This is a genomic window from Pseudoduganella sp. GCM10020061 (assembly GCF_042683405.1).
Taxonomy (GTDB): Bacteria; Pseudomonadota; Gammaproteobacteria; order Burkholderiales; family Burkholderiaceae_D; genus Telluria.
The window spans coordinates 177,370-202,731 of record NZ_JBHUJS010000011.1 but is presented as its reverse complement, the minus strand read 5'-3'; the positions used below and the strand labels follow the sequence as shown (position 1 = coordinate 202,731).

Genomic DNA, 25,362 nt, shown 5'->3' with positions numbered 1-25,362 from the left:
GTGGATACCAGGGGGAGTATGCGCCAGCCGCGGCCGTCGGGCGTAAAACAGGGGGAGTATGTGCCAGCCGCAGCCGTCAGGGGTAAAACAGGTGAACTGACCCCCAAAAGTTGGACGCATGTTCAACTCTTGGGAGTCTAGATGAGTAAATACTCTGAGCAGGTCAAACTAGCTGTTATCGATCTATACCTGTCCGGCGCCGCCGGCTACAAAGCGGCAGGCAAGCAGTATGGTGTGTGCCACACGATGGTCCGCGAATGGGTTACCGCCTTTCGGCATCACGGCGTGGAAGGGCTGCGGGCTAAGCTGCGCCAGGTCTATAGTGCTGAATTCAAACTAAAGGCCCTGCAGCATATGTGGGACCACAAGCTCACCTACACCGAGGCCGCTGGGGTGTTCGATGTGCGAAATCATGGCGTGTTAAGCGCATGGGAACGCAGTTATCATGCGGGTGGAATCGACGCATTGGCGCCGAAGAAAACGCTTAGACCACAGAAAAATCCCGTGCCTACATCGAAGAAGTGCCCTGAAAACCCCGTGCCCCGAAGCGCAGCGGACGACGTTACTCGCGAGCAGTTGATCGACGAAGTGAACTACCTGCGCATGGAGGTGGCCTACTTAAAAAAGCTGAAAGCCTTAGTTCAAGCGGAAGAAGCGAAAGCGCAGCTTGGAAAACGCAAATCGTCCAAGAACTAAGGCAAGTGTTTCCGTTGGCTGGACTGCTCAAGTTGGCCAGCCTTTCACGTAGCACCTTCTACTACCAAGTGAATGCCATGCAGGCCGACGACAAGCTTGCAGTGCTGAAGCAGTCGATATCGGCAGCCTTTCATCATCACAAAGGGCGTTACGGCTATCGGCGCGTGACAGCGATGCTTCGCCAGAAGGGTACGCAAGTGAACCACAAAACAGTTCAGCGACTCATGCAGGAGATGGGGCTGCGGTCACTCGTGCGGCCCAAGAAGTACCAGTCTTACCGGGGTGACGTGGGGCACGCTGCTCCCAACGTGCTGGAGCGGAATTTCCATGCGGAGCATCAGAACGAGAAGTGGACCACTGATGTGACCGAGTTTAAAATCGGCGGCAACAAGCTCTATCTGTCGCCCGTAATGGATCTGTATAACGGGGAAATCATCGCCTATGAGATCAGCAAGCGTCCCAAGTACGAGCTCGTGGGAGCAATGTTGAGCGCTGCGCTGATGCGTCTTCCAGAGGAGCACAACCTGATTTTTCACTCTGACCAAGGCTGGCAGTATCGGATGTCCGCGTACCAAAATATGCTATGCGAACGGAACATCACTCAAAGCATGTCGCGCAAAGGTAACTGTCTCGATAACGCGGCGATGGAGAGCTTTTTCGCTGTGCTCAAGACCGAGTACTTCTACATGAACAAATTTGACGATGTTGACCAGTTGTCCGCCGGCCTGGCCGAGTACATCGACTACTATAATAATCAACGCATAAAAACCAGACTTAACGGCATGAGTCCTGTTCAGTACAGGACTCACGCGCAGATGCAAATGCACTAACCCGCTGTCCAACTTTATGGGGTCAATTCAAGGGGGGAGTATGTGCCAGCCGCAGCCGTCGAGGGAAGAATCAGGGGAGTATGCGGCGCCGGCCTTGCCGGCGCGCGAGGGGAGGCGCGCCCTGCACGCCTCCGGACAGCAGTATTACTTGCCTTGGTAGTGCTTGTAGACGGTGGCTTCGCCGTTCGGCTGCACCAGCAGGACGTCATACGCGTCCTTGCGCTCGCCTTCCATGCCTGGGGAACCCATCGGCATACCCGGAACGGCCAGGCCGACGGCCTTCGGCTTTTCGGTCAACAGGCGGGTGATCTCGCTGGCAGGGACGTGGCCTTCGAGCGCGTAGCCGCCCACCTTGCCGGTGTGGCAGGAGCCGTATTTCTTGGCCATGCCGAATTTTTCGCGGTAGTCGCCCGGGCTCTCGACGTCGGTCGCCTTGACGGTGAAGCCGTTCGCTTCCAGGTGCTTGATCCAGTGCTTGCAGCACCCGCAGTACTCGGTCTTGTAGACTTCGACAACAGGTTTGGCCGCCATCGCGGCATAGGGCACGGCCAGTGCGACGGCAAGAGCCAGTTGGTTCAGGAAGCGGCGCTGCATATTCACCTCGGACAAAGTTAAGAATCTGCTTGATTCAACCCCGAAGTTTACCACAGCAGCCTCCCCTGCGCAGGCCCCTACTCGTCCATCCCTTCCAGCAGTTCGATGTCGGAAATCGCGGTGCGCAGCATGAAGTCGGCGCCTGCTTCCGACGGCAGCACGCCGGCCACGATCGCATCCGGCACTGATTTGAGCAGGCGCCCATCCCGATGGATGAAATACTGCCCGTCGTCGTATTCGATCGAATATGTGTACTGCTGACCTTTGGTGCGCGTGTAATCCATTGTTGGCATGGCTAACCCCGTTCGGTGGATGACCCAATTTTGCCCTTCCGCCCGGCACAGCGGCGCGCGGATGACCCTCCCCGCTGCGCCCGCCCCGCCCTCGCCTCGTGCCCGGCGTGTCGCACTCTTTGTTTCTTAGCACTGTGGAATTATGTTACGCTGCCGTGCCCTCGCGGCAAGGATTGCGTTTTTTGTTGACCATCGAGGCTCCCGCGCCACCCGCCGGGAAGTCTCGGCCACGCGCGACACGATCGCGCAAGAAGGAAAGCGAATGAGCACGAACGAACCCCTCCGCCTGCACGTTCCCGAACCCACGGGACGTCCAGGCTGTGCGACCGATTTCTCGTACCTGCGCGTCTCCCGGGCGGGCGAGGTACGCAGGCCCCCTGTCGATGTACAACCGATGGACACCCGCGACATCGCCTATTCCCTGGTCAGCGTGCTGGACCAGCAGGGCAACGCGGTGGGCCCGTGGGCTCCCGAGATCGATATCGAGACCGTCAAGGCCGGCCTGATCACGATGATGAAGACCCGCATCTTCGACTCGCGCATGCTGACCGCGCAGCGCCAGAAGAAGATGTCCTTCTATATGCAAAGCCTCGGCGAAGAAGCCATCGGCACCGCGCAGGCAATGGCGCTGAACGTGGACGACATGTGCTTCCCGACCTACCGCCAGCAGAACATCCTGATCGCGCGCGGTTATCCGCTGGTCGACATGATCTGCCAGCTGATGTCGAACGAACGCGACCCGCTCAAGGGCCGCCAGCTCCCGGTCATGTACTCGGTCAAGAAGGCCGGCTTCTTCTCCATCTCCGGCAACCTCGGCACCCAGTACATCCAGGCGGTCGGCTGGGGCATGGCTTCGGCCATCAAGGGCGACACCAAGATCGCATCGGCATGGATCGGCGACGGCGCCACCGCGGAAGCGGACTTCGACACCGCGCTGACCTTCGCGCACGTGTACCGCGCACCCGTGATCCTCAACGTGGTCAACAACCAGTGGGCGATCTCGACCTTCCAGGCCATCGCCGGCGGTGAAGGCACCACCTTTGCGGCCCGTGGCGTCGGATGCGGCATCGCGTCGCTGCGCGTGGACGGCAACGACTTCCTGGCCGTGTACGCCGCCTCCAAGTGGGCCGCCGAGCGTGCCCGCAGCAACCACGGCCCGACCCTGATCGAATGGGTAACCTACCGCGCCGGCCCGCACTCGACCTCGGACGATCCGTCCAAGTACCGTCCGGCCGACGACTGGTCCAAATTCCCGCTGGGCGACCCGATCGCCCGCCTGAAGCAGTACCTGATCAACCAGGGCGCATGGTCCGAGCAGCAGCACGAGGACACCACCCGTGCGCTGGAAGCCGAAGTGCTGGCCGCCCAGAAGGAAGCCGAGCAGTACGGCACCCTCGCCGGCGGCGTCGTCTTCAGCCCGGCCGAAATGTTCGAGGACGTCTACAAAGAGATGCCGGAACACCTGCGCGTGCAGCGCCAACAGCTTGGAATCTGATCATGGAAAACCCAGTAATTGAAAAGAAGTCGATGACCATGATCCAGGCCCTGCGCTCGGCCATGGACGTCATGCTCGGAAAAGACGATAACGTGGTGGTGTACGGCCAGGACGTGGGCTACTTCGGCGGCGTGTTCCGCTGCACCGAAGGCCTGCAGGCCAAGTACGGCAAGTCGCGCGTGTTCGACGCGCCGATCTCCGAGAGCGGCATCGTCGGCAGCGCGATCGGCATGGCGGCCTACGGCCTGCGTCCATGCATCGAGATCCAGTTCGCCGACTATATCTACCCGGCCTACGACCAGATCGTGTCGGAGGCGGCGCGCCTGCGCTACCGCTCGGCGGGCGACTTCACCGCCCCGCTCACCATCCGCACCCCGTGCGGCGGTGGCATCTACGGCGGCCAGACCCACAGCCAGAGCCCGGAAGCGGTGTTCGCGCACGTATGCGGCCTGCGCACCGTGATGCCGTCCAACCCGTACGACGCCAAGGGCCTGCTGATCGCATCGATCGAGAACGACGACCCGGTCATCTTCCTGGAGCCGAAGCGCCTGTACAACGGCCCGTTCGACGGCCACCACGACAAGCCGGTCATTCCATGGTCGCAACACCCGATGGGCGAAGTCCCTGAAGGCTACTATACCGTCCCGCTGGACAAGGCCGCGATCTTCCGTCCGGGCGAAAAGCTCACCGTGCTGGCCTACGGCACCATGGTCTGGGTATGCGAAGCGGCAGCGCGCGAAAGCGGCATCGATGCCGAGATCATCGATCTGCGCACCCTGTGGCCGCTCGACCTGGAGACCATCGTTGCTTCGGTCAAGAAGACCGGCCGCTGCGTGGTCGTGCACGAAGCGACCCGCACCTGCGGCTTCGGCGCTGAACTGGTGTCGCTGGTGCAGGAGCACTGCTTCTACCACCTCGAAGCACCGGTCGAACGCGTCACCGGATGGGACACGCCGTATCCGCACGCACAGGAATGGGCTTACTTCCCGGGTCCTGGCCGCGTCGCGGCGGCATTCAAACGTACGATGGAGGCGTAGTAATGGGTATTCATGTCATTAAGATGCCGGACATCGGCGAAGGCATTGCAGAAGTCGAACTGGTGATGTGGCACGTGAAGGAAGGCGACGCCGTGACCGAGGACATGATCCTCGCCGACGTCATGACCGACAAGGCCACCATCGAAATTCCATCGCCCGTGCACGGCAAGGTCGCCCGGCTGGGCGGCGCTGCCGGCCAGGTGATGGCGGTCGGTTCGGACCTGATCCACATCGAAGTGGAAGGCGAAGGCAACCTGCGTCCGGGCGCCGCACAGCCGGCGGCCGCGCCTGCTGCCGCCCCTGCACCGGCACCGGCGAAAGCTGCCGCGCCTGCGCCAGCGCCAGCGCCTGCCCCGGTCGCCATGGCGCCCGCGGAGCCGGTCAAGACGGTCAGCGCAGCCCCTGCCGCCTCCAGGCCATCGGCTGCAGTGCGCGGTGGCGCACCGCGCGCCGACGGCGGCAAGCCGCTCGCCTCGCCTGCCGTGCGCCAGCGCGCGTGGGACATGGGCATCGAGCTGCAGTTCGTCACCGGCACCGGCCCTGCGGGCCGCATCATGCACGAGGACCTCGACGCCTATGCGGCCAGCGGCGCACCGCAGGCCGGCGGCGCCGACACCCGCTATGTGGAGCGCAACGAAGAGCGCGAAATCCCGCTGATCGGCCTGCGCCGCAAGATCGCCCAGAAGATGGCGGACTCCAAGCGCCGCATCCCGCACTTCGCCTACGTCGAAGAGGTGGACGTGACGGAGCTGGAAATGCTGCGCGTGCGCCTGAACGAAAAGTGGGGCAAGGAACGCGGCAAGCTGACCGTGCTGCCGCTGCTGATGCGCGCCGTGGTACTTGCGCTGCGCGACTTCCCGCAGATGAACGCGCGCTTCGACGACGATGCGGGTGTCGTCACCCAGCATGACGCCGTCCACATGGGCATCGCCACCCAGACCGACGCCGGCCTGATGGTGTCCGTGCTGCGCCACGCGGAAGCCCGCGACATGTGGTCGTGCGCCGCCGAGACCACGCGCCTTGCCAATGCCGCGCGCACCGGCAAGGCCACGCGCGAGGAACTGTCCGGCTCCACCATCACGATTTCCAGCCTCGGCTCGCTGGGCGGCATCGTCACCACGCCGGTGATCAACCACCCTGAAGTCGCCATCATCGGCGTGAACAAGATCGTCGAGCGCCCGATGGTGCGCAACGGCCAGGTCGTGATCCGCAAGATGATGAACCTGTCCTCCTCGTTCGACCACCGCGTGGTGGACGGCATGGACGCGGCCGAATTCATCCAGTCCATTCGCGCCCTGCTCGAATGCCCTGCCATGCTCTTCGTGGAATAAGAATCAATGAACGCACAAACGACGACCCTGCTGGTGATCGGCGGCGGACCAGGCGGCTACATCGCCGCGATCCGCGCCGCGCAACTCGGCATCCCCACCACGCTGATCGAAGGCGAGGAACTGGGCGGCACCTGCCTGAACGTGGGCTGCATTCCTTCCAAGGCGCTGATCCACGCCGCCGACGAATTCGAGTCGGCCACGCGCTACGCCGACGGCTCCGCGCTCGGCATCACGGTGCAGACGCCCACGATCGACCTGGCCCGCACCACCGCCTGGAAGAACGGCATCGTCTCGCGCCTGACCGGCGGCGTGGGCGCGCTGCTCAAGAAAAATGGCGTCCACGTCCTCAAGGGCTGGGCCCACATCGTCGACGGCAAGACCGTCGAAATCCGCCGTGAAGGCGAAGAGCCTTACCGCGTCGGCTGCGAACACATGCTGATCGCGTCCGGCTCGCACACGCTGGAACTGCCGTTCATGCCGTTCGGCGGTCCGGTGATCAGCGCGACCGAAGCGCTGTCGCCGGACACGCTGCCAAAGCGCATGGTGGTGGTCGGCGCCGGCTACATCGGCCTGGAACTGGGCATCGCCTACCGCAAGCTGGGCGCGGAAGTCATCGTCGTCGAAGCGCAGGACCGCATCCTGCCCGCCTACGACGCCGAACTGACCAACGCCGTGGCCAACTCGCTCAAGCACCTCGGCATCGAAGTGCGCCTGGGCTGCTCGGTGCTGGGCATGAACGAAGGCGGCACCGCGGTCCGCGTGCGCACCAGCCAGGGCGAAGAGACCGAACTGGCTGCCGACAAGGTGCTGGTCGCGGTCGGCCGCCGTCCGCGTACCAAGGGCTTTGGCCTGGAAAGCCTGATGCTGAACATGGACGGCCACTTCATCAAGGTGGACGACCAGTGCCGCACGTCGATGCGCAATGTGTGGGCGATCGGCGACGTCACCGGCGAGCCGATGCTGGCGCACCGCGCGATGGCGCAAGGCGAGATGGTGGCGGAGATCATCTCCGGCAAGGAGCGTCGCTTCATGCCGTCGGCGATTCCTGCCGTGTGCTTCACCGATCCGGAGCTGGTGGTGGTCGGCCTGACGCCGCAGCAGGCGCAACAGGCGGGCATGGACTGCATCTCGGCCATGTTCCCGTTCGCCGCCAACGGCCGCGCCATGACGCTCGAATCGAAGGATGGTTTCGTGCGCGTGGTGGCACGCCGCGACAATCACCTGATCGTCGGCTGGCAGGCCGTCGGCAAGAGCGTCTCGGAGCTGTCCGCCGCGTTCTCGCAGTCGATCGAAATGGGCGCCCGCCTGGAAGACATCGGCGGCACCATCCACGCCCACCCGACGCTGGGTGAAGCGATCCAGGAAGCGGCCCTGCGCGCGCTGGGCCACGCCCTCCACATCTAAGCCCGCCCCCGTCACCCCAGCGCAGGCTGGGGTCCATGCTGAGCTACCGAAGCCGGAAACTCAGTATGGATCCCAGCCTGCGCTGGGATGACAGCCCGGGCTGGGATGACCGCCTGCGCTGGGATGACGTTCTTAATCCTCTACGCGTAGCCTGAATACGGCCGGATCCGGACTCTCGCGGCGTTCCCCTGCATCCAGCGACAGCACGTAGACGTCGTAGTCCACGCCATGAATGAGCGGCGCCGTCCGGAGCCGCCGGAACCCCATGCGCAGGTACATCGGCAGCGCCACTTCCATGATGGGACTGGTGTGTAGCGCGAACACTTCCGCGCCATCGCGCCGCGCACGGGCCAGGCATTCCTCCGCCAGGGCACGCGCGATGCCATTGCCGCGTGCCTCTGGTGCCACAACCAGCATCCGCATGATCGGCCACTGCGGCTCGAAGAAGTCCGCCTTGGGCTTGCCCGGCCCGACATAGGCGACTGCGCCGGCGAGCACGCCTTCGCGCTCCCCAACGATCAATTCGCCAGTCCCGGCGATGCCAGACATATTCTCCAGACGTGCGCGAAACCCCGGCCAGTCCTCATAAATGGCCTGATACTGTTCGAATGCGCGGACGGCGATGCGGTTGACGTGGTCCTTGTCGCCTTCCCGGTAGTCCCGAATGACGATGCGCTGCCCACTCATCGCTGCCCTGCCCTGCGCTGTTTATTATTCGTTTTTATTTAGTACTCTCCGTTCGGTCTGGCGGGCGCTGTGACTGCTGCGCACGCCCTATCATCTGGCAACAGGCCTTCCCTTCACACCGATGACACCCATCCAGGACATTCTCCACCGGATCCAGTGGGACCCGCACTACGGCGCAGCGCCGTTCACGATCGGCTATTACGACCGCCGGGAGAAGCGGGTCGTGAGAATATCGTTCGAACGGGTTCGGATGGAACGCGGGAACCAGTTCTCATTCGACCTGGAAGACAGGTACGGCAACACGCGCATGATTCCCTTCCACCGCGTGCGCGAAGTGTGGCGCGACGGCGCCCTGGTCTGGCAGCGCGCCGGGAACGAATAGTTCAGCGGACCAATCCATGCCCGCCGACCGGCGTGGTCACGAAGCGCTCGCCAAAACCGGCGATCAACGGCTTGCCCTGCTGGATGGCGTTCTGGACCGATGGCAGCGACAGGGACATGCGGTGCAGCTCCTGGCTTTCCCACACTTCGGTGATCCAGATGCTGTTGGAGTCGAGCGGATCGTTGGCGACCACGTAGCTCAGGCACCCTGGCATCCCGCTCACGCCTTCGAGCAGGATCGCCACCAGCTTGTCGCGCGCGCCGGGAAGCGCCTTCATTTGTCCGATCAATCCGTACATCTTCTTCTCTTCCTTTGGTAAAGCGCGGGCCGGCAATGCAGCAAGTAACGCGGCAGTTCCGGCCGAGGCGACAACATCGCGGCGCGTGATTTTCATGGGCTGACTCATTCCTGGTCGGGGCACGCCACAAGATTACGAACAAATCGCTAATTGAGCAATGCAAATCACTGCTGCAACCCAACATTGCCGGCAGCTCGCCAAGAGCGAGGAATTATTGCTGGCAGCAAACAGCACTGCGAAATCCGCCAACTGGCCCGACAATGGGGGAATCGGAAACGGAGCGACATCCCATCCCCATCCCCATGCTCATCCTGTTGCGCAATCTCCTGTTTGCCACCCTGCTGATCGCAGCAGCGGCACTGCTCGCCCCCTACCTGGAGAACGCGATGTACGCGATGCGCCTGGCCTCCATGCCTGCGCCATCGATCGTTGCGGTACCGGTTGCCGGCGTGCGTCCGGCCGCATTGCGCGACACCTGGGGTGCGGCGCGCAGCGGCGGCCGCCAGCATGAGGGCATCGACATCTTTGCCAGGCGCGGCACGCCTGTCCTGTCCGCGACGGAGGGTATCGTGATGCGTGTCGGGACCAACCGGCTGGGCGGCCAGGTGGTGTGGGTGCTGGGGCCGGGCGGGCAGCGCCACTACTACGCGCACCTGGACCGCTTTGCCGACGTGCGGCCGGGCATGCGCGTGGAGGCCGGCCGCACGCTGGGCTACGTAGGCACGACCGGCAACGCCAGGGGCACGCCGCCGCACCTCCACTACGGGATCTACAGCGCGGGCGGGGCCAGCAATCCTTACCCGCTCCTGCGCCCGACGCTGGAATAAGCCGGCAACCGGTACGAAAAGCCATCCCTTGCCGATATAATCCTGCTCAGCCGTATCAAGCCTGGCCCGGCGTTTCAACCTTTTGAAAGAAGAATGATGAAAGCCCTGTACCTGCTCCTGCTCGTGTCCGGTTCCGCCCTGGCCGACGATGCCGCCCTCCTCAAGTGCCGCTCCATGAGCGACGCCAGTGCGCGGCTGGCATGCTATGACGCGATCCCGGCTGGGCAAGCCGCCGCTTCCCAGGGCGCGGCCCGCTCCGCTGTCCCACCGATGCTGGCCCCAGCCCCGGCCCCGGCCGCGGCGCCCGCGCGCACGGCCGCGCAGGACTTCGGGTTCGAAGCGAAGAAGGAGAAAAAGGCGGAAGAGAACTCGGTCGAGAGCAGCATCGTGGGCACCTTCCGCGGCTGGGGACCGGGTGCGCAGATTACGCTGGCAAACGGCCAGGTGTGGCGCGTGATCGACGGCAGCAGCGCGGACCTGACTCCGATGGACAATCCGAAAGCGAAAGTCGTGCGCAACTTCTTCGGAACGTTGTTCATGGAGATCCAGGGCACCAATCACTCGCCCAAGGTACGCCGCGTCAAATAAGCCGGGCTTGTCCCGGCGCGAATTCAGTATGGATCCCGGCCTTCGCCGGGATGACCATGTGGCTGGGAATGGTTAGGCTTACCTGGTGACGGCCAGCATGGTGCGGTGGCCCGACTTGAAGGTATACAGCGTCAGCGTGCCATCCTTGATATCGCCGCGCTTGTCGAATGCGACCAGGCCGGTGATGCCTTTGTACTGGGTCCGGGCCAATTGCGGCAGGTACTTCGACGGGGTGGTCGACCCTGCCTTGGTCATGGCGTCCGCCAGGGTCATCACGGCGTCGTAGGCATACGGCGCATTGATCTGCACGTCGATGCCGAAACGCTTGCGGTAGTCGGCGCGGAACTTGTCCATCGCCGGCTTGCCCGACGCTTCCACGCCGCCCGCCTCGGCGCAAACCACCTGGCCATCGGCCATTGCGCCGCCGGACAGCTTGTGGATCTCGTCGGAGCAGATGCCGTCGCCGCCCATCATCTTGGCATTCAGGCCCAGCTGCTTCATCTGCTTGAGCATCGGCCCTGCCACCGCATTCATCCCGCCGAAGAAGACCACGTCAGGACGGGCCGCCTTGATCTTGGTGAGGATGGCGCTGAAATCGGTCGCCTTATCGTTGGTGAATTCCTTCGCCACGACGGTCGCGCCGCCGGCCTGCTTCAGGCCCTTGACGAACTCGGTCGCGAGGCCCTGGCCGTAAGCGGTGCGGTCGTCCACCACGGCCACGCGCTTCACGCCCATCTCCTTGACCGCGTAGCGGCCGAGCGCGCGGCCCAGCTGCTCGTCGTTGCTGACGACGCGGAAGGTCGTGTTAAAGCCCTGCTGGGTGTACTTCGGGCTCGTGCTGGAGTGCGAGATCTGCGGAATGCCCGCGGAGTAGTAGATCTTGGATGCGGGGATGGTGGTGCCGGAGGTCTGGTGGCCGACCACGGCATTCACTTTCGAATCGACCAGGCGGTATGCGACGGCAGTCGCCTGCTTGGGGTCGCCCGCATCGTCTTCGGGAACGAGTTCGAAGCGGACCTTCTTGCCGGCGATGACAGGATTGCGCGCATTGAGCGCTTCGATCGCCATGCGGGCGCCATTTTCGGTGTCCTTGCCAAAATAGGATACCGGGCCGCTGGTCGCGGCGACGTGGGCGATGCGGACGACTTCCTGCGCGGACGCCGTGCCGGCGATGGCCATGGCAAGTACTGCAACTGCGTGCTTCTTCATTCGATCCTCTACTTATGGCACCTACTCAGGCCAGCGGCGGACGCACGCGGACCATGGCTGAGTAAAAGTGTATCAGTATAGGCAATGCGCCCGTGCCGGCGAACGACTGACTGGCTATATAAAAATGAGTAACAGGTATAAGGCGGGGTGTTGTCCCCGCGTCTGCCCTGATTATTCCTTGACAGCTTCGATCGCGATGTCGATGCGCACGTCATCGCTCACGTGCGGCGCGTACATGCCGGCGCCGAAGTCGGAGCGCTTGATGACCGTATGCGCGTTGGCGCCGATTGCATCCTTCTTCAGCATCGGATGCGGCATGGCCTGGAACGAGGTCACGGTCAGCGTGACCGGCTTGGTGATGCCCTTGATCGTCAGGTTGCCTTCAACCTTGAACGGCTTGTCGCCGGCGAAGGTCACCTTGGTCGACTTGAAGGTCGCTTCAGGAAATTTGGCGGTCTCGAAAAAGTCCGCGCTGCGCAGGTGCTCGTCGAACTTCTCGAAGCCGGTGTCGACCGACTTCATGTCGATCACGATGTCGACTTCGCCGCGCTTTGCCGCCTGGTCGAATACCACCTTGCCGGTCGTGTTCGAGAAGCGCGACAGCTGGGTCGAGAAGCCCAGGTGGCTGTACGAGAAGCGCGGATACGTGTGCGAACCGTCGATCACGTAGGTTTCCGGCTTGGCCATGGCCGACGATGCGGACAGGACGAGCGCGGCGGCAGCGAGGAATTTGAAAGCGTGGGTCATAGTCTCTCCAGTGGAAGCGTCCGGCGCGTCGTTCGCGCCGGTTCATGCCCTCCACTGTTCGGTTATCCCGGCTGCTGCACTAGACCGTTAATTCAGGAATCACTGTTCCAACGGCGGCACAATCATTGGACGCTTGCGGGCGCGGCGGCCGTCTGGATACGCGACTCGTCCGGCAGGCGGTAGCGCTGCTCGCGGTACAGCAGCGACGGCAGCATGACGTGCGCCATCGCCCGCTCCACCTGCGCTGCGCTGGGCGAGGCACCGTCCAGGTGGAGGACGCCGCTGGCGGCATCGTATTTACCGAGCAGGGCCGGCTGGTTCGGCCGCAGGATGGTGGCCGAGCTGTCGTCCAGCCACGCGAAGTAATTGTCGAACTGGATCAGCGCGCGCCCCGGCGAATCGGCGTCCCTGGCCAGGTCGCGGCCGATCATGGGATGGTCGCTCGATACGCCAAGCAGCGAGAGCAGCGTCGGACCCAGGTCGATCTGGCTGGCGATGGTCTTGATCCGCTTCGGCTGGATGTCCGCGCCCAGGATCAGTCCGGGGATGTGGAACTTCTTGATGGGGACCAGGCTGTCTCCATAGACGCGGTTGTCATGGTCGGCGACGATCAGGAAGACGGTGTCCTTCCAGTAGTCCTGCTTCTTCGCCTCGCGGATGAATTTGCCGAGCGCGAAGTCGGCGTACTTGACCGCGTTGTTCACGGTCTGCTTGTTGGCGTCGTGCAGCGCGATTTTCCCGTCGGGGAATTCGAAAGGCTCGTGGTTCGACGAGCTGAAGATCAGGCTGAAGAACGGCTTGCCGCTTGCGTGCAGGTGTTTCAGGCGTTCCAGCGATTTGTCGAACAGGTCTTCGTCCGATGCGCCCCAGCTGCCTTCGAACTTCGGCCGCATGTCGCGGCGGTCGACGACATTCTGGAATCCGTTCCCGGTGAAGAAGCTGCGCATATTGTCGAAATGCGCCTCGCCGCCATACACGAACTCGGTGCGGTAGCCCTGCTTGCCGAGGCCCAGCGCGAGCGTGTAGAAATTCTGCTGCGCCAGGGACAGCTTGACCACGCTGCGCGCGGGGGTCGGCGCATATCCCGCCACCACGGCTTCGATGCCGCGCACCGACCGGGTGCCGGTTGCGTACAGCTGCTCGAACCACCAGCCCTCGTGCTTGAGCTTTTCCAGTTCCGGCGTGACCGGCAGGCCGCCGAGGGATTCGACGAAAGTCGCGCCCAGGCTTTCTTCCAGCACGATGACGAGGTTGAGCGGCCGGTCGCGGCGGATCGCCGCGTCCTGCCGGTGCAGCGTGGGGATGTCTGGCGAAGTGAATTGGTAACCGCTCAGCCAGGGCGCGGCCTTCACTTGCGCCAGCACCGCCTCGCGCGGGTAGTCGCCATAGATCTCCGAGGAGTTGGCTTCCTTGCGCATCGAATTGATTGCGTCGAGCACGGACCATGGCGAATTGATGATCAGCGAATTGACCATGGCGTCGCCGGTCAGCGCGAACAGCGCCGGATTGGCCGGACGGTGCGCGGTGGTCGAGCGGATCTGGAAGAACACCAGCACGAAGATCAGAGGCCAGGTGAGCAGCAGCTTCCTGGAGGACCAGGGCGCGGCGCCTGCGGACGCGGCGTTCAGCAACCTGTAGATTGCGACGCCCAGCAGCACGGTACACGCCACGCCCAGCACCAGCGCGAGGCGGAATCCGTTCCACAGGGTGGCGAATACTTCGCGGGGATAGGACAGGTACTCGATGAACAGGCGGTTCGGCCGCACGTCGTACTGCATGATGAACTGCGGCGACGACACCTCCATGAACACGATGAAGATGAGCGCAAAGGTGGCCCACGCTAGCGTGAACGGTTTCCAGAAGCGTGCACTGAACCGGTGGGCGAGCAGCGGAGCAAGCAGCAGCGGTATCGCAAAGAAGTAGCCGAGGAGGATAAGGTCGGCGCGAACGCCCTGCAGCATGATCTCGCCCGCGATCCCGGTGGCGCTGACACGCTCCCATTGCCAGGCAACCAGCGCCAGCCGTGAACATGACAGGAACACGAGGCCGACCATCAGCATCTGGACCAGGGTGGCGTACGGTCCGGCCCAGTTGCTGAGCCGCGCCAGGCGGCGCCCCGGGGCCGCGAAGGCCTGTTTTGCTGCGGTTTTCAAGCTCATCGTGATCTCGTGCACATCGCTGGACAGTTGCGGAATGCAATATCGTCGCACGAGTCTTACATTTGGTCCACGGAAAAATTGCTTGATTTCAAGTCAAATACGCCAGCTCCGCTTCGGTAAAGCCGGCGCGGCGCCGCGCCTCGATGTTGAAGGGGCCTTTCGGCACCGGCGCCTTGTAGCGCACGGCCAGTTCGTCGTACGTGGATTGGGGCTCCAGCCCGCGCTGTGCGCACAGGTAGCCGTACCAGCGGTTGCCGATTTCGACGTGGCCGACCTCCTCGTGCAGGATCACATCGAGGATGGCGGCAGCCGCCATGTCGCCAGCTTGCGCCAGCTTGGCGCGCAGCGGCGGGATCGCATCCAGGCCGCGCGCTTCCAGCGTCCGCGGGACCAGCGCCATGCGCGCGACGATGTCCCCGCGCGTCTTCTCGACCATCTCCCACAGGCTGTCGTGGGCAGTGAAATCGCCGTATTGGAAACCCAGCACCCGGAGGTGCTCGCTCAGCATGGTGTAATGCCTGGCCTCCTCGCTGGCCACCCGCAGCCAGTCGGCATAGTACTCGCGCGGCATCCCCGGAAAGCGCCAGATGGCGTCGAGGGCAAGGTTCACCGCATTGAATTCGATATGGGCCAGCGCATGGACCAGCATGGCCCGGCCTTCCACAGTGGCCATCGAGCGGCGCCCGACAAGGCGCGGCGGCACCAGCTCCGGGCGTGCCGGCCGTCCCGGCACCGTGCCGGACGCGCTCAGGATGGCTGTGGTGTCAACGGTGCAGCTTCCGTCCTGCCAGGCCGCTGCCAGCGCCGCGACAGCCTGGGTCTTGGCGGCCGGTTCCGTGATGAGCAGGCAATCCAGTGCCGTTGCACGCAGCTCGAGCTGACTTGTCATGCTATTCGCACCTCTTCAAAATGAAAGGCGGAGTTTACACGCAGTTCTCAATACATCCTATCGATGGCCCGCAAGGCTTCCAGCGCGCCAAGCTCCAGCGCCACATCCGTGCCGCGCGCGACTTCGGCGGCACGCGGGTTGATGCGCACAAGCGTCCCGTTGTGCTGGCGGATGATCCGGTTGCTGAAGTGCCGTACCGAGGGGATCGCGGTCCCGGCCCCGATCTCGATCACCACGGGCCGCTCCAGCCGCTCGAGCCAGGCCTGCTGGCGCGCGCTTTGTGCTTCACTGCGCTGGTCCAGCCAGGTCCAGTCATCGAACATCAGGATATTCGGCCGCGCGATTGCGCCGCAATGCGGGCAAGCCGGCAGCTCCCCCAGCAGCAGGCAATGACGCTCATCCACCTCCGGCATGAACTGGTCCGCAGGCCAGATCGCTTCGCTGCACGGCGCGCTGCATTGCATGTAATGGATCGAGCCGTGACACTCATGCACCTGCTCCGGATCGAACCCGGCCAGCTGGAACTGGCCGTCCACGTTACTGGTGAAAACACTGCAGCCATGTTCCTTCGACCGGGACCATTGCTGCAGCAGCGCAAAGCCAGCATGGGGAACGGTCCTGCGATACAGCGCCAGCCGGTGCCCATAGAATCCCCACGACCTCCTGGGGTGCTGCTCGAAGCCGCGCGCCGAGGCGGCCTGTGGAAAATCGATCCGTGCCGCGGCGAGGGCCGGATACGCCTTCCAGAACCCCGTTGCGCCGCGAAAATCCGGCAGGCCGGAATCGACGCCCATGCCTGCCCCGGCGGCGACGATGATGCCATCGGCCTCGCGGATAAGTTGCGCCGCCCTGGCGACCTGGTCGTCCATGGCGTCAGAAGAGCGAGTGCTGGCGGCTGACCAGCCGCGCAAAGCTGTCGCCCAGGAAGGGCAGGATCGCATCCGCGACCGGTTCGAGTTGGCGCTCCAGGTAGTGCTCGTAATCGATGGGTGAGCGCAGCAGCTCCAGCGGTTCCGGTCCGGCAGTGGTCATCACATAGCGAATCCAGCCGCCGTTGCGGTACTGCGGCGGACGTCCCAGGCTGGCATGATGTTCGTCGGCTGCGCGGGCGGCACGCACATGCGGCGGGACATTGCGCTGGTAGTCCTCCAGCGGCCGGCGCAAGCGCTTGCGGTAGATGAGCAGCTCGTCGAACTCGCCGTTCAGGGTGGCTGCCACGTAGCCGCGCACGAACTCCTGGTACGGCTGCCCTTTGAAGATGCGCTCGTACAGCCCTTGCTGGAACTGCTGCGCCAGCGGCGTCCAGTCCGTGCGCACCGTCTCGAGCCCTTTGTAGACCATTTCGTCGCTGCCGTCGGCACCGGTCGCCAAACCGGCATAGCGCTTCTTGCTGCCTTCGTCCGAGCCGCGCACCGTGGGCATCAGGAAGCGGCGGAAATGCACGTCGTATTCCAGTTCGAGCGCGCTTTCCAGCCCGTGTGCCTCGCGCAGGTGGTCGCGCCACCATTGGTTGACATGATCAACCAATTCACGTCCGATGCGCTCCGCGTCCCGGTCCGAGTGCGCGCACCCGAGCCAGACGAAGGTGGAATCGGTGTCGCCATAGATCACCTGGTATCCCTTGTTCTCGATCAGCTCGCGCGTGCGGTGCATGATTTCGTGGCCGCGCAGCGTTATCGAGGAGGCCAGACGGGGATCGAAGAAGCGGCAACCGCTCGAGCCGAGCACGCCGTAGAAGGCGTTCATGATGATCTTGAGCGCCTGCGACAGCGGCTGGTTGCGCTCTCGTTTTGCAGCCTCCCGCCCCGCCCACACCTGCGTGACGATACCTGGAAGGCAGTGGCGCGAGCGCGAAAAGCGCGCGTTCAGGAATCCCGGCACCGAGGCGCCCTCTTCCTCCCGCAAACCTTCCACCAGACCGACCGGGTCGATCAGGAAGGTGCGGATGATCGACGGGTACAGGCTCTTGTAGTCGAGGACCAGGACCGAATCGTACAGCCCGGAGCGTGAGTCCATGACGAATCCGCCCGGACTGTCGCCGCCAATCACGTCGCCGATGTTCGGCGCCACCAGTCCCTGGCGGTGCATGACCGGCATGTACAGGTGCTCGAACGCGGCCACCGAGCCGCCGCTGCGGTCGGCGGCCAGGCCGGTGACGCTGGCGCGCTCGAGCAGGAATGCCAGCAGGCCGGTCTTGTCGAAGATGCGCGTGACCAGTTCGCAGTCCTTCAGGTTGTAGCGCGCCAGCGCCGGCTTGTCCTCGGCGAACATGCGGTTGATGCTATCCATCCGGTCGTAGGGATTGTCGATGTCTTTGCCTTCGCCGAGCAGGGTCTGCGCCACGGATTCCAGGCTGAACGAAGGAAAACTCCATGTGGCCGAGCGCAGCGCCTCGATCCCATCGATCACCAGCCGCCCGGGGACCGAGATGAAGAAGTGCTCCTGCCGGCGTCCATGCTCGCGCCATTCGATCGGGCTGCCGCCGCGTCCCAGCCTGAGCTGGCGCCCGAAGCGCTCGGCATGCTGCTGCAGGATGCGCATGTCGAACTGCACGAGGTTCCAGCCGATGATCGCATCGGGGTCGTGGCGCGCCATCCATTCTTCGAGACGGCTCAGGAGGTCGGGTCGGCTGTCGCAGTACTCGAGGGCGAAATCGCAGGCGCTGCTGTCGCCGTTGGGCGGACCGAGCATGTACACCTGGCGCTGGCCGCAGCCTTCCAGCGCGATCGAGTACAGCTCGCCTTTCATGGTGGTTTCAATGTCGAGCGACACAGTGCGCAGTTGCGGCCGGTAGGCTGCTGCCGGTTTCAGCTGCCCGTCGAGCAGCAAGGCAGGATCGTGCGCGTCTTCGCGTCCCGCATATTCCACAGGCGCCGTAATGAAGCGCTCCATCAGGTAGCGCTCGGGCGGCCGCACATCGGCCTCGTAGACATCCACGCCGTGCTCGCGCAGGCGCTTCTCCAGCTTGAGCAGCTTGCGGTAGCCAATGCAGTAGAGCCCGAGCACCGGCCGGTGCTGGAAGTCCGTCAGCGCCAGCGCGCGCAACTCCCAACCGCGTTCGCCGCGCATGACCGCCTCGGCCAGCTCACGCTGCGCCTCCGGGATGAACGCCACCGCCTGATGCGGCGCGAGCCGGATGCGCCGCGAACCCGCGTCCGTCGCCAGCCAGAACTCGACCTCCACGCCGGCGTCGGTGTCGCGCCAGTGGCGCGTCAGCAGGAAACCGTAGCGCGGCTCGGGTGGGGTGGACATACGAAGAAGCTGCTGAAAAAGACGCAGTGTACCAATGCGCGGCCACATTGTGGCGTGGCCGGCAATCGCGGGGGCTTCCGGCCTAGGTCACTCGTGGCGGAATTCGCCATAAATGGGCCGTTTCCGCCATCCCCGCCTGTAGGAATAGCACGGGGTGGGTCCTCCCAACTCCGAGCATTTTTGTCTCTTCGATCGTTTTTCGTCGCTTTCGTACTCTTTCACCGATCTGCGCCTGTTAACTGAACTGTTTTTGCCCCAGGCCGTGAAACCGGAGTACGAAACAGACATCGCGCACATGCGTTTGCGACAAAAATCGCGTGCCCACGCGATCAAAACAGACATCGTTCCGACCGTTCCAGACATTTGTACGCCCTCCAACTGACACGACTCGGAGACTTTGCGATGAAAACCAGAGCCCTCCTCCCGATCCTGATTCCGGTGCCAGATAAAGCATGCAACAACCGGGGGCCGCCTTGGCGCTGGGATAACGCAAGAGACGGGCCATGAAAAATGCCGTTCAGTGCCAACTGAACGGCATGTGCGAATGCGCGGGCTTTGCCGGGGTGGCCGGGGCGGACCCTATGGCCTGCGGCCGGCGGCGGTCGGCCGCTTGGCGGTGATCGTCATCTGCCGGTTGTCAGGGTAGAGCCGCGCCGTCTCGATCCCGCGCAGGTATTCCTCGGTCGCATTGGTCTCGTTACGCAAGGTCCAGTTCGCGCCCTGGTATCCCTTCAGGAGCACGACGCCCGGGCCGTCCGGCGCCGCTTGCCACCTGCCCTTGATTTCCGGCGAACCGAGCGGCTTCCACAGGTAGCTGCCGTCCGCGTTGATGCGCAGGCCTTCCGTCGCGGCGTGGTAGGAGTACTCGCTGATTTCCTTGCTGCCTTCGATGCGGGTGTTCACCGCCATCACTTCGCCGGTGGCCCAGTCACCCACGAAGAAATTGGTCCAGAACGCCGCGCGGTCCACCCCGGCGACCAGACCCCAGTCGGTCCATTCAGGATTGTTGGGGAATTTGTCCGAGGCGATCTCGTACCTCTTCTCGTACACCAGGCCGGCCCTGGCGCTGTTGTTGACCGGACCGACGGCGCGCACGGTCCCGGTACGCCAGCCGGTCGGAACATAGAACTGCACCCGCTGGCCAGGCGTATAAGTGCCGAACGGCGCCCAGCGCGTGGCACCCGCCTGCGGCGCGGGCGCATTGGCTGGCGGGACCTGCGCTACGGGTGGCCTGGGAGCGGGGGCAGCCTGCGGAGGGGGTACGCGTGGGGCCGGGCTTGCTGGCGCCTGCGCGACCGGGGCCGCGGGAGCAGGCGCCGGTCGTGCGCCGCCCTGCAGCATGCGTGCGACGTCCACGGCGCCGGCGGCGCGCGCCAGGTCGAAGGCGCTCTTCCCGTTCGCATCGCGCACCGAAGGGTCGGCCCCTTGCTGGAGCAGGTACGCCACGATGTCGGCATGTCCGGCCTCGGCCGCGCTCATGAGCGGCGTGCGGCCATCCTCGCGCACCCAGTTGACGTCGCCGCCGCCCTGCACGATGCTCTTCACCTCGTCCAGATAGCCGCCGCCGGCGTCGCGGAACAACGCGTCCGCCTCGAATTTGCCGTTGTACCTGGCCCAAGGTCCGCTTGGCGCCGCCGTGTTGCCCGCCGCCGTGTTACCCGCCGCAGGTTGGGCCGGCGCCGTGACCCGGGCTGGCGAGGCCGCTGCGCGCTCAAGAACCCGTACCACATCCATGGCGCCAGCCGAGCGGGCGGCGTCCAGCGCGGTCCTGCCGCGGTTGTCACGGAGCGTCGGGTCGGCGCCATTTTCAAGCATGAATTTGACGATGTCGGCGTGTCCCGCCGCGGCGGCGCTCATCAGGGGCGTGTGGCCGTCTTCGCGCTGCCAGTTCAGGTCCCCGCCGCCCTGCACGATGCTTCGGACCGATTCGAGGTAGCCACCATCGGCATCGCGGAACAAGGCGTCCGCCTTCATCTTGCCGTTGAACTTGGCCCAGGGGCCGGTGGGAGCGGCCGCTGATACGGAACCGCAGAACATGAGGATCGAGAGGGTAGTAGCGGCGAACCTGGCAATCATGCGTGTCTCCGGTGCGAGCAACGGTTGAGTAAGAGTTGCAGCGTATCAGCGAATTCCGGTTGTCGTCCAGAGCGCACAAATGAAATATTTCCGGGCGACGTTAGGGGGGCAGGGCAAGCGGCGTGCCGCCGGACCGGAAAACAACGCCTTCGACCGCGCAACGTACATACGCGGCGTACTGGTCCGGAATTGTCCTAGACTGGTTAGAGCTTCATGCCGGAATCCTGAGAGGAGAACATCATGGACAGGAGGACTCTATTGAAGTCCGGTAGCCTGCTTTCCTTCGGCGCAGCTACCGGAACGTTCTTGCCGCAACGCCCTGCTTTGGCATACGACGGAACGCCCCTCGGCAAATTCGTTGCGCCCTTGCGCCGGTTCGGCACCGATATCCCGCTCGCGGCCCCCGACGGAAAGGGATTCGGCGGCGCCACCCACTACACCATGAACATGGAAGAGATTGTCGACGTCCTGCATCCATCGATGGCAGCGAACGGCACGCGCCTCTGGGCGTACACCAACGGCTCCGTCAAGAAGCACCTGGGCGCGGGCATCGTGGCGCATCGCGGCGAGAAGGTACAGGTCACATTCGTCAACAGCCTGCCCGCACGGCACCTGCTACCGGTCGACACGACATTGCCCGGCGCCGAACGCGGCCCGAACCGGACCGCAGTGCACCTCCACGGCGGCAAGGTGCCGTGGACCAGTGATGGGGGACCGCATGCGTGGTTCTCCCCGGACGCCCGGGGCGAAAGCTTTGTCGACCTGGGTTCCACGCTGAATGGCGCCGCTTCGCGTCCCGGCCAGGCGGAGTACTTCTATCCGAACGACCAGGGCGCCCGCATGATGTGGTTCCACGACCATGCGCTCGGGATCACGCGGCTCAACGCATACGCCGGTCTGGCTGCTCCGTACATCATCACCGACAGCTACGAGGCTGCGCTGGCGGCCAACAACAACCTGCCTGGCCCGCTCGATCCGAGAACGCTGCACCTGTCCTTCCAGGACAAGGTGTTCGTTGCCCCTTCCCTTCTCGATCGCGATCCCACCTGGGCTGAGTTACGTCCGGACAGCCGCGCTGGCGACCTGTGGTATCCCCATATTTATGATGCGGCCCTTCAGCCGGGTGGCTGGACGCTGCCGGATCCCTCGATCGTTCCCGAGATGTTCGGCGATACCATCCTGGCCAATGGCACTGTCTTCCCCTACCTTGAAGTGGAGCAGCGTGCCTACCGCTTCCGGATGCTGAATGCCTGCAATGCGCGCTTCCTCAATCCCAGGCTGGTCTTCACGATGTCCGGCGCTCCGACCGAGCCGAACAAGAACGCCGCGGGTCCGGGCTTCATCCAGATCGGCAACGAAGGCGGATTCCTGCCCGCGCCAACCCCGGTCGCTAGCGCGCGCGCCAGGCAGTTATTGCTTGGCCCGGGGGAGCGCGCCGACCTGGTCGTCGATTTCAGCAGCGTGCCAGCCGGTTCCATCCTGATCCTGTACAACGACGCGCCGGCGCCCTTCCCTAACGGAGACGCCATGGCCGACTATCACCCGCAAAATCCCAGGACACGGCAATCCTCGCCCGGGTTCGGGCCGAATACGCGGACCCTGCTGCAAATCCGCGTGAAGGCCAGGCAAGGGGCCGCAGACCCGCCGATCAGGCTCCCGGCCGCATTCGATGCCAGCCAGCTCGATCCTTACCTGGTCATGCAGACCGCTGGCGTGCCAACGCCAAACCCGCGCGGGGTGCCGGTCCGGCGCCTGACCCTGAACGAAGCTTTCGATGAATACGGGCGCCTGATCCAGCTGCTGGGCACCGACCGTGCGGTGTCGGTGGGCCGGAAGTCCGCTGCGTTCGGGGTTCCATACCACGCCGCCCCGACCGAGGTGGTCCACGCCGGCGGCACGGAAGTGTGGGAAATCGCCAACCTGACTGCTGACACCCATCCGATGCACTTCCACCTGGTGAACGTGCAGGTGCTCAGTCGCCAGCGCTTCTCGGACAAGGTTTATCCGCGCGGGCACGGCATTCCCTTCTCGGGTTTCGCGGCGATCAGGTATATCGGCCAGCCGCGGGCGCCGGACCCGAATGAGCTGGGGTGGAAGGAAACCGTGCGCATGAATCCGGGCGAAGTGACGCGCGTGCTGATGCGTTTCGACCTGCCTGCCCCCGGCTTCACGGTCCCGCCGAGCCCGCGCACAGGTGGCAACGAGTTTGTCTGGCACTGCCATATCCTCGAGCACGAGGAGCACGACATGATGCGGCCGCTGATCGTCAATTACTAGCGAACAGTCCAGCCCCGAAGCTGGCCAAGTCCCGGCAACGGCCGGGACGTGCGCACCTTAGTTGGATACCTCAGCCAAGCGGGCAGCCCGCGCCTTGTGCAGTTTGCGGTAGCTGTCGATCAGGCGGTGGTGGCGGTCCAGGCCTTCCAGCTGCATGTTTGTCGGGGTCAGGCCGTGGAAACGCACGCTGCCGTCCACCGAACCGAGCGCCGCATCCATGCGCGCGTCGCCGAACATGCGGCGGAAATTGACGACGTAGTCGTCCAGTTCCATGTCGTCGTCCAACACCACTTCGAGCACGACATTGAGCGCCTGGTAGAACAGCCGGCGCTCGACCGTGTTGTCGTTGTACTGCAGGAAGGCGCCCACCAGTTCGTGCGCCTCTTCGAACTCCTTCAATGCCAGGTGGATCAGCAGCTTGAGTTCGAGGACGGTCAGCTGGCCCCAGTCCGTGTTTTCGTCGAACTCGACGCCGATCAGCGTGGCGATGTCCGAGTACTCGTCCAGCTCATTGTTCTCGAGACGGTCGAGCAGCGACTCCAGGGCCTCGTCGTCGAGGCGATGCAGGTTCAGGATGTCTTCGCGGAACAGCAGCGCCTTGTTGGTGTTGTCCCAGATGAGGTCCTCAACCGGGTAGATTTCGGAATAGCCCGGGACCAGGATGCGGCAGGCGGTGGCGCCCAGGTGGTCGTGCACCGCCACGTAGACTTCCTTGCCCAACTCTTCCAGGATGCCGAACAGCGTCGCGGCTTCCTCGGCATTGGAGGCCGTGCCGTTCGCGGTGAAGTCCCACTCGACAAAATCGACATCGGCGCTGGCGCTGAAGAAGCGCCACGACACGATACCGCTGGAATCGATGAAGTGTTCGACGAAGTTGTTCGGCTCCGTCACGGCGTTACGTTCGAACGTCGGCTGCGGCAGGTCGTTCAGGCCCTCGAAGCTGCGTCCCTGCAGCAGCTCGGTCAGGCTGCGTTCCAGCGCCACCTCGAAGCTCGGGTGCGCGCCGAACGACGCGAAGACACCGCCGGTGCGCGGGTTCATCAGCGTGACGCACATGACCGGGTACTTGCCACCCAGCGAAGCGTCTTTGACCAGGACCGGGAAGCCCTGTTCCTCCAGTCCCTTAATGCCGGCAACGATGCCGGGGTACTTCGCCAGCACCTCCTGCGGCACATCGGGCAGCGCGATCTCGGTTTCGATGATCTCGCGCTTCACGGCGCGCTCGAAGATCTCGGACAGGCACTGGACCTGCGCTTCGGCGAGCGTGTTCCCCGCGCTCATGCCGTTGCTGACATACAGGTTCTCGACCAGGTTGGACGGGAAATAGACGGTCGCGCCATCGGACTGCCGCACGAACGGCAGCGAACAGATGCCGCGCGCGGTGTTGCCGGAGTTGGTGTCGTACAGGTGCGAGCCGCGCAGTTCGCCGTCGGCATCGTAGATCTCCAGGGTGTACTCGTCGAGGATCTCCGGCGGCAGCGAATCCTTCGGACCCGGCTGGAACCAGCGTTCGTCCGGGTAGTGGACGAACTGCGCGCTGGCGATGTCCTCGCCCCAATACGAACCTGCGTAGAAGTGATTGCTGTTCAGGCGCTCGATGTATTCGCCCAGGGCCGAGGCCAGTGCGCTTTCCTTGGTCGATCCTTTACCGTTGGTGAAGCACATCGGCGAGTGCGCGTCGCGGATGTGCAGCGACCACACGTTGGGAACGATATTGCGCCACGACGCGATCTCGATCTTGATGCCCCAGTCCGCGAGCATGCCCGACATGTTGGCGATGGTCTGCTCCAGCGGCAGGTCCTTGCCGGGGATGTAGGTGCGCGATTCGGAATCGGGACGCAGGGCCAGCAGGGACTGCGCATCGGCATCGAGGTTCTCGACCTGTTCGATCACGAACTCCGGCCCGGTCTGCACTACCTTCTTGACGGTGCAACGTTCGATCGAGCGCAGAATGCCTTCGCGGTCCTTTTCCGAAATATCGGCGGGCAGCTCGACCTGGATCTTGAAGATCTGCTTGTAGCGGTTCTCCGGGTCGACAATATTGTTCTGCGACAGACGGATGTTCTCGGTCGGGATATTGCGCGTATTGCAGTACAACTTGACGAAGTACGCCGCGCACAGGGCCGACGAGGCCAGGAAGTAGTCGAACGGACCGGGCGCCGAGCCGTCGCCCTTGTAGCGGATCGGCTGGTCGGCGATGACGGTGAAGTCGTCGAATTTGGCTTCGAGGCGAAGCTTGTCGAGGAAGTTGACCTTGATTTCCATAACTGTGTTCCAAAAGAGTGCTTCAA

The 25,362-nt window shown here is 64.0% G+C and carries 21 protein-coding genes; 9 read left to right on the top strand and 12 right to left on the bottom strand.

Translation table 11 applies throughout. From position 1 onward, the window contains the following. The first annotated feature begins 141 nt into the window (after positions 1-141). Positions 142-1,526 (top strand): IS3 family transposase gene (locus tag ACFSQR_RS15255; protein WP_377730803.1). Its coding sequence is split into 2 segments (ribosomal slippage): positions 142-639 and positions 642-1,526, totalling 1,383 coding nucleotides; the frame shifts between segments, so codons are not numbered across the junction. Between the two features lie 144 nt (positions 1,527-1,670). Here ACFSQR_RS15255 and ACFSQR_RS15250 read toward each other — a convergent pair. Both ACFSQR_RS15250 and ACFSQR_RS15245 read right to left on the bottom strand, forming a co-directional pair. Further along, positions 1,671-2,120, bottom strand: coding sequence for a DUF411 domain-containing protein (locus tag ACFSQR_RS15250; RefSeq protein WP_377730802.1), 450 nt, complete (start codon positions 2,118-2,120; stop codon positions 1,671-1,673). A 77-nt stretch (positions 2,121-2,197) separates the two neighbouring features. After that, positions 2,198-2,413 (bottom strand): hypothetical protein, encoded by a 216-nt coding sequence (locus ACFSQR_RS15245; protein ID WP_377730800.1) that lies wholly within the window; start codon positions 2,411-2,413, stop codon positions 2,198-2,200. A 262-nt stretch (positions 2,414-2,675) separates the two neighbouring features. Between ACFSQR_RS15245 and ACFSQR_RS15240 the strand changes: the two genes are divergently transcribed. Genes ACFSQR_RS15240 through lpdA form a run of 4 tightly spaced genes read left to right on the top strand, consistent with a single transcriptional unit; the run spans position 2,676 to position 7,680 of the window. Then, complete coding sequence (locus ACFSQR_RS15240) at positions 2,676-3,908, top strand: 3-methyl-2-oxobutanoate dehydrogenase (2-methylpropanoyl-transferring) subunit alpha (RefSeq protein WP_377730799.1); 1,233 nt, start codon at positions 2,676-2,678, stop codon at positions 3,906-3,908. A gap of 2 nt (positions 3,909-3,910) precedes the next feature. Then, on the top strand, positions 3,911-4,945 hold the full coding sequence (locus ACFSQR_RS15235; protein ID WP_377730798.1) for an alpha-ketoacid dehydrogenase subunit beta: 1,035 nt from the start codon (positions 3,911-3,913) through the stop codon (positions 4,943-4,945). Between the two features lie 2 nt (positions 4,946-4,947). Continuing rightward, the gene (locus tag ACFSQR_RS15230) at positions 4,948-6,276 is read left to right on the top strand and encodes a dihydrolipoamide acetyltransferase family protein (RefSeq protein ID WP_377730797.1); all 1,329 of its coding nucleotides are present in this window, start codon (positions 4,948-4,950) and stop codon (positions 6,274-6,276) included. A 6-nt stretch (positions 6,277-6,282) separates the two neighbouring features. Next, positions 6,283-7,680, top strand: coding sequence for a dihydrolipoyl dehydrogenase (gene lpdA / locus ACFSQR_RS15225; protein ID WP_377730795.1), 1,398 nt, complete (start codon positions 6,283-6,285; stop codon positions 7,678-7,680). A 132-nt stretch (positions 7,681-7,812) separates the two neighbouring features. Here lpdA and ACFSQR_RS15220 read toward each other — a convergent pair whose 3' ends face one another. Next, positions 7,813-8,367 carry a GNAT family N-acetyltransferase gene (locus ACFSQR_RS15220; RefSeq protein ID WP_377730794.1) on the bottom strand — a complete coding sequence of 185 codons (555 nt, stop codon included), beginning with the start codon at positions 8,365-8,367 and terminating at the stop codon, positions 7,813-7,815. A 121-nt stretch (positions 8,368-8,488) separates the two neighbouring features. Between ACFSQR_RS15220 and ACFSQR_RS15215 the strand changes: the two genes are divergently transcribed. Continuing rightward, positions 8,489-8,749 carry a DUF504 domain-containing protein gene (locus tag ACFSQR_RS15215; protein WP_377730793.1) on the top strand — a complete coding sequence of 87 codons (261 nt, stop codon included), beginning with the start codon at positions 8,489-8,491 and terminating at the stop codon, positions 8,747-8,749. A 1-nt stretch (position 8,750) separates the two neighbouring features. Here the strand turns inward: ACFSQR_RS15215 and ACFSQR_RS15210 are convergent, their stop codons facing one another. Further along, complete coding sequence (locus tag ACFSQR_RS15210; protein ID WP_377730792.1) at positions 8,751-9,143, bottom strand: putative quinol monooxygenase; 393 nt, start codon at positions 9,141-9,143, stop codon at positions 8,751-8,753. A gap of 206 nt (positions 9,144-9,349) precedes the next feature. Here ACFSQR_RS15210 and ACFSQR_RS15205 point away from each other — a divergent pair, with 206 nt between their 5' ends. Beyond that, positions 9,350-9,874: a M23 family metallopeptidase gene (locus ACFSQR_RS15205; protein WP_377730791.1), complete on the top strand. Its 525-nt coding sequence runs from the start codon at positions 9,350-9,352 to the stop codon at positions 9,872-9,874. Positions 9,875-9,967: 93 nt separating this feature from the next. After that, positions 9,968-10,462, top strand: a complete 495-nt coding sequence (locus ACFSQR_RS15200; RefSeq protein WP_377730790.1) for a hypothetical protein — start codon at positions 9,968-9,970, stop codon at positions 10,460-10,462. A 78-nt stretch (positions 10,463-10,540) separates the two neighbouring features. Here the strand turns inward: ACFSQR_RS15200 and ACFSQR_RS15195 are convergent, their stop codons facing one another. The 7 genes from ACFSQR_RS15195 to ACFSQR_RS15165 form a co-directional block, all read right to left on the bottom strand. Beyond that, a complete protein-coding gene (locus tag ACFSQR_RS15195; RefSeq protein WP_377730789.1) occupies positions 10,541-11,671 on the bottom strand; it encodes a branched-chain amino acid ABC transporter substrate-binding protein in 1,131 nt (376 codons plus the stop codon). A gap of 171 nt (positions 11,672-11,842) precedes the next feature. Further along, on the bottom strand, positions 11,843-12,418 hold the full coding sequence (locus ACFSQR_RS15190) for a YceI family protein (protein WP_377730788.1): 576 nt from the start codon (positions 12,416-12,418) through the stop codon (positions 11,843-11,845). 122 nt (positions 12,419-12,540) lie between these two features. After that, on the bottom strand, positions 12,541-14,577 hold the full coding sequence (locus ACFSQR_RS15185) for an LTA synthase family protein (RefSeq protein ID WP_377730787.1): 2,037 nt from the start codon (positions 14,575-14,577) through the stop codon (positions 12,541-12,543). Positions 14,578-14,665: 88 nt separating this feature from the next. Beyond that, entirely contained in the window at positions 14,666-15,466 is an 801-nt protein-coding gene (locus ACFSQR_RS15180) for a ferritin-like domain-containing protein (RefSeq protein ID WP_377730786.1), read from the bottom strand. 47 nt (positions 15,467-15,513) lie between these two features. Beyond that, on the bottom strand, positions 15,514-16,335 hold the full coding sequence (locus tag ACFSQR_RS15175) for an NAD-dependent deacetylase (protein WP_377730785.1): 822 nt from the start codon (positions 16,333-16,335) through the stop codon (positions 15,514-15,516). A gap of 4 nt (positions 16,336-16,339) precedes the next feature. Further along, a complete protein-coding gene (locus ACFSQR_RS15170) occupies positions 16,340-18,718 on the bottom strand; it encodes a DNA polymerase II (RefSeq protein WP_377730784.1) in 2,379 nt (792 codons plus the stop codon). Between the two features lie 579 nt (positions 18,719-19,297). Next, positions 19,298-20,794, bottom strand: a complete 1,497-nt coding sequence (locus tag ACFSQR_RS15165) for an ankyrin repeat domain-containing protein (RefSeq protein ID WP_377730783.1) — start codon at positions 20,792-20,794, stop codon at positions 19,298-19,300. A 324-nt stretch (positions 20,795-21,118) separates the two neighbouring features. On the opposite strand from ACFSQR_RS15165, the gene ACFSQR_RS15160 reads away from it, so the two are divergent. Then, positions 21,119-23,071, top strand: a complete 1,953-nt coding sequence (locus ACFSQR_RS15160) for a multicopper oxidase family protein (protein WP_377730782.1) — start codon at positions 21,119-21,121, stop codon at positions 23,069-23,071. Between the two features lie 57 nt (positions 23,072-23,128). On the opposite strand, the gene ACFSQR_RS15155 is transcribed toward ACFSQR_RS15160, so the two are convergent. Beyond that, positions 23,129-25,336 carry an OsmC domain/YcaO domain-containing protein gene (locus ACFSQR_RS15155; RefSeq protein WP_377730781.1) on the bottom strand — a complete coding sequence of 736 codons (2,208 nt, stop codon included), beginning with the start codon at positions 25,334-25,336 and terminating at the stop codon, positions 23,129-23,131. Positions 25,337-25,362: the final 26 nt, after the last annotated feature.

What these genes read in the sequence shown, in the direction of transcription:
- ACFSQR_RS15155 (WP_377730781.1), bottom strand. Translation starts at nt 25,336, where the DNA reads ATGGAAATCAAGGTCAACTTCCTCGACAAGCTTCGCCTCGAAGCCAAA.
- ACFSQR_RS15200 (WP_377730790.1), top strand. Translation starts at nt 9,968, where the DNA reads ATGATGAAAGCCCTGTACCTGCTCCTGCTCGTGTCCGGTTCCGCCCTG.
- ACFSQR_RS15185 (WP_377730787.1), bottom strand. Translation starts at nt 14,577, where the DNA reads ATGAGCTTGAAAACCGCAGCAAAACAGGCCTTCGCGGCCCCGGGGCGC.
- ACFSQR_RS15220 (WP_377730794.1), bottom strand. Translation starts at nt 8,367, where the DNA reads ATGAGTGGGCAGCGCATCGTCATTCGGGACTACCGGGAAGGCGACAAG.
- ACFSQR_RS15165 (WP_377730783.1), bottom strand. Translation starts at nt 20,794, where the DNA reads ATGATTGCCAGGTTCGCCGCTACTACCCTCTCGATCCTCATGTTCTGC.
- ACFSQR_RS15245 (WP_377730800.1), bottom strand. Translation starts at nt 2,413, where the DNA reads ATGCCAACAATGGATTACACGCGCACCAAAGGTCAGCAGTACACATAT.
- ACFSQR_RS15190 (WP_377730788.1), bottom strand. Translation starts at nt 12,418, where the DNA reads ATGACCCACGCTTTCAAATTCCTCGCTGCCGCCGCGCTCGTCCTGTCC.
- ACFSQR_RS15170 (WP_377730784.1), bottom strand. Translation starts at nt 18,718, where the DNA reads ATGTCCACCCCACCCGAGCCGCGCTACGGTTTCCTGCTGACGCGCCAC.
- ACFSQR_RS15205 (WP_377730791.1), top strand. Translation starts at nt 9,350, where the DNA reads ATGCTCATCCTGTTGCGCAATCTCCTGTTTGCCACCCTGCTGATCGCA.
- ACFSQR_RS15230 (WP_377730797.1), top strand. Translation starts at nt 4,948, where the DNA reads ATGGGTATTCATGTCATTAAGATGCCGGACATCGGCGAAGGCATTGCA.
- ACFSQR_RS15180 (WP_377730786.1), bottom strand. Translation starts at nt 15,466, where the DNA reads ATGACAAGTCAGCTCGAGCTGCGTGCAACGGCACTGGATTGCCTGCTC.
- ACFSQR_RS15250 (WP_377730802.1), bottom strand. Translation starts at nt 2,120, where the DNA reads ATGCAGCGCCGCTTCCTGAACCAACTGGCTCTTGCCGTCGCACTGGCC.
- ACFSQR_RS15215 (WP_377730793.1), top strand. Translation starts at nt 8,489, where the DNA reads ATGACACCCATCCAGGACATTCTCCACCGGATCCAGTGGGACCCGCAC.
- ACFSQR_RS15235 (WP_377730798.1), top strand. Translation starts at nt 3,911, where the DNA reads ATGGAAAACCCAGTAATTGAAAAGAAGTCGATGACCATGATCCAGGCC.
- lpdA (WP_377730795.1), top strand. Translation starts at nt 6,283, where the DNA reads ATGAACGCACAAACGACGACCCTGCTGGTGATCGGCGGCGGACCAGGC.
- ACFSQR_RS15240 (WP_377730799.1), top strand. Translation starts at nt 2,676, where the DNA reads ATGAGCACGAACGAACCCCTCCGCCTGCACGTTCCCGAACCCACGGGA.
- ACFSQR_RS15210 (WP_377730792.1), bottom strand. Translation starts at nt 9,143, where the DNA reads ATGAAAATCACGCGCCGCGATGTTGTCGCCTCGGCCGGAACTGCCGCG.
- ACFSQR_RS15175 (WP_377730785.1), bottom strand. Translation starts at nt 16,335, where the DNA reads ATGGACGACCAGGTCGCCAGGGCGGCGCAACTTATCCGCGAGGCCGAT.
- ACFSQR_RS15195 (WP_377730789.1), bottom strand. Translation starts at nt 11,671, where the DNA reads ATGAAGAAGCACGCAGTTGCAGTACTTGCCATGGCCATCGCCGGCACG.